This is a genomic window from Mycobacterium sp. (assembly GCF_040509115.1).
Classification (GTDB): Bacteria; Actinomycetota; Actinomycetes; order Mycobacteriales; family Mycobacteriaceae; genus Mycobacterium.
Map to the genome: position 1 here is coordinate 1 of NZ_JBEVLO010000437.1, position 6,298 is coordinate 6,298.

General features: G+C 67.6%; 5 protein-coding genes. 4 read left to right on the forward strand and 1 reads right to left on the reverse strand.

What is annotated here, in order from left to right; all coding sequences use genetic code 11:
- The first annotated feature begins 102 nt into the window (after positions 1-102).
- Positions 103-1,416, forward strand: coding sequence for a M1 aminopeptidase family protein (locus ABW137_RS30220; RefSeq protein ID WP_526405651.1), 1,314 nt, complete (start codon positions 103-105; stop codon positions 1,414-1,416).
- An 18-nt stretch (positions 1,417-1,434) separates the two neighbouring features.
- Here the strand turns inward: ABW137_RS30220 and ABW137_RS30225 are convergent, their stop codons facing one another.
- Positions 1,435-2,199 (reverse strand): AfsR/SARP family transcriptional regulator, encoded by a 765-nt coding sequence (locus ABW137_RS30225; protein WP_526405653.1) that lies wholly within the window; start codon positions 2,197-2,199, stop codon positions 1,435-1,437.
- Between the two features lie 136 nt (positions 2,200-2,335).
- Between ABW137_RS30225 and ABW137_RS30230 the strand changes: the two genes are divergently transcribed.
- The 3 genes from ABW137_RS30230 to ABW137_RS30240 are packed head-to-tail and all read left to right on the forward strand — an operon-like array spanning position 2,336 to position 6,277.
- Positions 2,336-2,596 (forward strand): hypothetical protein, encoded by a 261-nt coding sequence (locus tag ABW137_RS30230; protein WP_526405655.1) that lies wholly within the window; start codon positions 2,336-2,338, stop codon positions 2,594-2,596.
- A 31-nt stretch (positions 2,597-2,627) separates the two neighbouring features.
- On the forward strand, positions 2,628-5,030 hold the full coding sequence (locus ABW137_RS30235) for a hypothetical protein (protein ID WP_526405656.1): 2,403 nt from the start codon (positions 2,628-2,630) through the stop codon (positions 5,028-5,030).
- Entirely contained in the window at positions 5,027-6,277 is a 1,251-nt protein-coding gene (locus tag ABW137_RS30240) for a hypothetical protein (RefSeq protein WP_526405658.1), read from the forward strand. The genes ABW137_RS30235 and ABW137_RS30240 overlap by 4 nt, the downstream gene beginning before the upstream one ends.
- Positions 6,278-6,298: the final 21 nt, after the last annotated feature.

The following is a 6,298-nucleotide window of genomic DNA, read 5'->3' on the forward strand; positions in this document are numbered from 1 at the left end:
CCTAACGGGGGCTGCGACGGGCGGAAGTGCTCTACCGGAGGGTCTTCCGCGCGGCGTGGGTTTCCGGGGGCGGCCTCCGCCCCCGCGCCACGCTATCGCGGAATGAACGCCGTCGACTTCGAGTGCGCACCGCCGCCAACCCGCGTCGGGCGGCTCCTACTCGTCCCCATGCACATCACCAGCCTGAACGCCGTCGTCAGGATCGACGCGAGAGGCTCGGACGCCGTCGTCGACGCGACGATGGTCTACGAGGTCGGTCCGACCACCGGACATCCGTTCTTCGATCTGCGCCAGAAGGTCGACCGCTGCTGGCTCGACGGAGCCCCCGTCCATCCGACTGACGTTGCCCCACACGACGTCGGCGAACCCGGCCAGTACAGCTCGGTGAGGGTGATGGCTGCGGCGCAGCAGGCCCGCTCGGCCCATACCGTGCGGTTCGTCTACCGGTTGGCGACACCGCGGTCCGATCTCGGGGGTGCGTACCCACCGGTGTTGTCGTTCTGCGCTGGGCCGCGGGTCCGCTGGTCGTTCGGGTTGGCCGACCTGTACGCGGGCCGTTATCTGGAATCGTGGTTCCCGGCAAATCTTCCGTTCGACCACTTCCCCTTCACGCTGGGCCTCACGGTCACCGGTACGGACGTTCCGCACACCCTGACCACGAACGGCGGTGTCACGGTCACCGAGACGAACCGGTGGACGGTCACGTTTCCGGCGTGGTTCACCGCCATGTCGCCGCTGCTCGAGCTGCACGCCGCGGACCACGTCCAGATGGCTTCGGCGACCGCCGCACTGCCGATCTCCGGGCGGGCGATCACCATCACGGCGGTCAAGTTCGCGGGCGACGATGCGAACCTGGCGACGCTCCCGCCCCGGATCGGGCGACTGCTCGCCGAGCAGGAGCGCCGGTACGGAGCGTTCACCGGAGACTCGTATGTGTGCCTTCTTCACGGGGCAGCCGGCGGCATGGAGTACGCGCACGCCACGACGACGTCCGAATCTGCGTTGCACCACGAGGTCATCCACTCGTGGTTCGGCCGTGGGGTCACCCCGGCGTCGTCTGCGGACGGCTGGTGGGACGAGGGCTTCACCCGCTATCTCGAGACCGGGCAGACGGCCGAGGCACTCGACTTCTCGGCTCCCCCGGTCGAATTATGTTCGCGCAGAACACTTCAACGAACCACGGACCGACGCTCGTACGAGGTCGGGAGCATGGTGTTCCGCGGCATAGCCGCAATCGTCGGGCGCGACCGACTGCTGGAGTCGATGCGGGAACTGTACGACGCGCGGCGTAAGAGGTCGATCTCGACCGCGGCGCTCGAGGCGCACCTCATCACCTCGACCGGCGCGGTGGAACTGGCCGACGTCTTTCACCGGTTCGTCTACGGATTCGAGGGTCCGCGTCCGACTGCGCAATGACGGCGACGCCGTCCCGCCTCACCTCGTCGCCAGCGCCGAATGTGCCTTGGCACCAACCCGTCCGAGAAGTTCCGCAGACGGCCGCACACCCAATTCACCCCACAACATCGCGGCGAACGCGTCGAACTGCCTGCGAGCCTCGACGACGTTGCCCTCGCAGAGATGAGCTTCGATCAGAGCGCTCTGCGCCGTCTCGCGAAGCGGTTCCTCGGCGACCACCATGAGCATCACGTCGATCGCGTCCGGATACCGCCCCTGATCCGCCAGGCGACGTCCGGATGTCTCCAGTGCGTGAAGTCTCAACTGCCGCAACTGTTCGCGTGCCAACAGAAGCCAGGTCTCATCCCACCCGGGAAGCAACTCGCAGCTTCTGGCCATCAGGTGCGCCCGTTCTTGCGCGCAGTCGCCGGGCTCGACAAGCAGCCGTTCGGCATGGCGCCGGTACTCGTGTACGTCGACGGCGACCCCGTCGCCGAGCATCAGTCGGTCGTGTTCCCCGGTCAGTAGCGCAGGGCATTCACGCCGGATTCGCCACAGCGCGGTTCGCAGGCTGGCCCGGGATCGCTCGGCCGACGAATCGGGCCAGAGGCGCTCGGCCAGGATGCCGCGATCGCAGTCCTCCTCGGCGGCCTTGTCCAGACAGAGATACGCCAACACCCTCCTGGAGTGCTTCGGCATCGCGACGCGGCGGCCACCGACACGCACACTGAAGCCACCCAACAGGCACACCAGTGGCACGTCGTCGACATCCTCGCAGGACGCCCGAATCGTCCGAGCGGACATGACTCCCCCTCCATGCGTTCGGAAACTCTCACCGAATGCCGTCAGCATCGACGCCGGGCACTATGGATCCGTCAACGATGCGTCAACGCCACGAAATGTTGACGCCGCAGGTACGTCGCGTCGTCACAGTGTGGGGGTGACAGCCGACACCAGCAGAGTGGTCGTCGTGCGGGCCTGGCTCGACACGCACCGAATCATCGTTCGGGTCCTCGCCGGCGCCAGCCACTCCAAACCCACCGACGAGTGGGTCTTCGCCGACATCGACGAGGCGTGCGGGCAGGTTGCCGACGTTCTGCGTGAACTCGTTGCAGACCAGCGTCGTTCGGCGAATCCCGGCCCGAGCGCGACTTGGATACAGACCATTGACGCCTCCGCACATCCCGACCCACGACAGTGACGTCAGCGCTATCAGTTGCGGAGGTGGACAGGTGACAATCGAGTCGTACGCAGCGTCTCCCACGGATACGGAGACCATCAGCTCGCCGTTCGCGGCGATGTCCTACGTCGAGGCGCCGGTACCCGACACAGAGGCCCCCGCCGATTACGGCGAAGCGCCGTTCGACGGTTTCTACGCCACGGAATCGCCCTTCGGGGAGGACGTCCACACCGAAGCCGACGACGAGTCCGAAGAGGCAACCGACTTCCTCGAGGCCATCCACGACGAAGACTTCGACGACGCGCTGGAACAGTTGCTCAACGAGGGCGCCGCGCACGTACTGGCCGACGCGCAGCAGTGGGCCGCGCCGCCCTCGGAGGCGGAGGCTCGCGAAGCCGTCGAACAGTGGATCGCACCGCTCGCGTCCGAGTGGGGACGCGCGATCGACGGACTTGGCGCCGGGTTGGAGAGCGCGGACCTGCACGGCATCGCCGAGCAGGAGCTCGACGAGCTGCTCGACGCCCTGGAGTCACCGGCCGGCTTCGACTCCGAGGCGTTCGACAACTTCCTGACCACGCTGGTGGGCAAGGCAAAGGCATTCATCAAGAAGAAGGTCGGTCAGGCCGTCAAGTTCGCGAAGAACCCCGTCAAGGGCGTGCTCGACGCGGCCAAGACGGGTCTACAGACGATCAAGAGCGGCGTGTCGGCAATCGGCAAGCACTTGATCGGGCCGTTGTTGGCTCGGCTCAAGAAGGCTGGGCTCGAGCTGCTGAAGGGCGTTGCAGCGAAGCTGATGTTGCCGCTGTCGCGCATCTTGCCCGCGTCGGTGCGGCCGCTGCTGCCCATCGTGATGAAGAAGCTGGGCGTCGGCGAAGCCGCGGACGACGAGAGCGACGAAGCCACGTCCGACGAATTGGGCACGGCCGCAGAGCTGGCGCACGAATTCGACGATCGACTGCTGTCGCTCTACCTGGCCGGCGACTCCGAGGCCGACGACGAATTCGACGAATCGTACGACCAGGAGCTGGGCCCCGACGTCGTCGCCGAGCTCGACGACGCGCGCGCCCGACTTGCCACTGCCCTGAGCGAGCACACCAGTTCCGAACCTCCGGTCGCCGAGATCGAGCAGTTCATCCCCGCCGTGCTGGCCATTCGACCGCTGCTGAAGCTCGGGCTGACGGTCACGGGGGCGCGCGAGAAGCTGATCAATCTGATCGCCGGACCCCTGGCCAAACTGATCAAGGGGATGATCGGTCCCGAGGCCTCGAACACCATCGCCAAGGCCGCAGGCCAAGAGCCATCGCGGATGATCGCCCGAGCAGCGGTGAACGTCGGATTCACCGCACTCGGCTTGGAAAGCACGCCAGGACAGGACGAATCAGTGGCGGGCGAGGCACTCGCCTCGGCCATCGAGAACACGATCCTCGAAGTCGCCGACGAGCTCGACGAGGCGGCCGCCGCCGATCCGCTGCAAGTCAGCGCGGCCGTGCAAAAGGCCTTCGCGGAGTCTGCGGCCGCGTACCTGCCCGACCGCCTCTTGCGGGCCGATCTGCCCGAACGGGAAACCGCCGAAGAGGGTGGCTTCTGGGTCATGATGCCCCGATCGAATCGACCCAGGTACCGATTCCGCAAGTACACCAGGGTCTTTGCGGTGCCTATCCCCCGCCAGGTGGCGCGCAACGTCCGCTGGTCCGATGGCGGCACCCTGGAGTCCTACCTGCTGGACCGAGGCGTGCAACAGTGGCCGGTTCAAGCCGAGATCGACCTCTACGAGACGATGCCGGGAACCCTGCCTGGACATTTCACCCGGGATGAGACCCTTCCCGCCGACGAACATCCCGCCGCCGACGAGTACCAGCCGTTGACCGCGCGCACAGCAGGTGTCCTGCTCGGGGAGCCCGCGCTGGGTCGTGGCCGCAGGCCCGGTGTGCGGGCAGGGGCCTACCGCCCGGCGCCGCGTCAGCGTTACTACCGGGTGCGGGTGGCTCGACTGCCCGCTCGCCGTTCCCGTCGGCCCCGACGTGTGCTGAGCGTGCGCTGGGATCCGACGACCAAGCGGATGAAGATCGCGATCCGACTGTCGGAACGCGGTGCGCGGGCGCTCCAGGCCCGGCTGCAACGAGCCGCACCGTCGGGCCAGCGCGACCTTCCCGGCGTGTTGAACTCTCTTCGCCAGATTGCCTTGCCGCGCCTGAAGTATCGGATCGCACGACGGCTGGTCAATTCGTCGGTCGTGAACGACCCGACGGCGGCGGCACAGCTCGCCGCAGCGATGGCGACGGCCACGTCGACGGGCCTCGCGACGTTCCTGACGCAACGCGGTGCGCAGCTGGCCGCCGCGGTGGCCGATCCGGCCGACGGCATCACGATCACCGTGACGTTCGAAGGCGTCGGTTCGAGCCCGTCCCAACTGACGGCGCCGGCCGTCACCGTCGCACCAGGGATGGTGCGATGACCATTGACTTCTCCACCGAGGCAGCCGCTCTCGGCACCGAGGCCCGCCACTGGCGACGCGCGTGCGCGGCGCTCGGCGACCTCGACGTCGGCGCCTCGTCGACCGCGTGGAAGGAACTCGAGTCATACCTCGGGGAGAGTGTGCGCAAGAGCTTGACGGCGCAGGCCAAACGTCTTACTGCGCAGGCCGACCGGGTGCTGTTCGCATTGGAAGCGGCCCAGACCCCCGGTGATCTCGCGACTGCGCGCACGGAGTTGCTGGCACTGCGGCGCCGATACACACGCGCCGAGGCGATCGTCGACTTCTACTCCGAGGCGGTCAACACGCGGACGAGTCCGCGGATAGCGGCGGTCCTGCGGGGCCTCGACGCGCTCGCGGTGCACAGCATGGACGTGGTGTTGCGACCGCTGGGCATCGAATCTCCACCCGTACTGACGTACCTGGACAAGGGCATGGGCGCATCCATCATGCGGGCAGGCGCGCGCCTATGGGATGCCTCCCTGTCACCAGCCGCCGCGATCAAGATCACCCGCCACAACCTGTGGCAACCGACGTCCTTGATACACGAAACGGGGCACCAGGTAGCACATTTGACCGGCTGGGCGGTCGAGCTCGCCGCCGCGCTGCGGACGGCTCTGGCACCGCACGACCCGCTGGCCGCCGAGGCGTGGCACAGTTGGGCCAGCGAGGTCGCCGCCGACGTGTACGCCTTCGCGCTGCTCGGGTACGCCCCCGTCCCGGCCCTCGCCACGGTCGTGGACGGCCCGGCCCGCACGGTGTTTCGGATGCTCATCGGCGACCCGCACCCGCTCGGGATGCTTCGCGTTCAGTTCAACGTCGCGCTGTGCCGGTCCTGGTTCGGCCCCGGCCCCTGGGACGCGCTCGGTGAGCGGTGGTTGGCGAGATATCCACTGGCGCAGGCGCCTTCGGAGGCCTCCGAAGTGATCCGGGCGAGCGTGCCGCTGTTGCCCACCATCGTCGACGTGTGTACGCGGGTTCCGATGAACGCCTTCCACGGGGCCGCGCTCTCGACGCTCGCCGACCCACGCCGCGTGGCGCCGGCGGAACTCAACCGGCTCGCCGAACGCGCAGGCGCCTCCCTGTACACGTCGAGCTACCTGCAACGGCAGGAACCGATGCGAATCCTGGCCCTCACCGTGCTGCGCGGGCTGGACTCGAAGACAGCACCCATCGAGATGGAGACGTGGCTGCGGCGCGTCGGCGGCGACCGATCGATCGCGGCGTAGGAAGACAGGAGCGAAGCAATG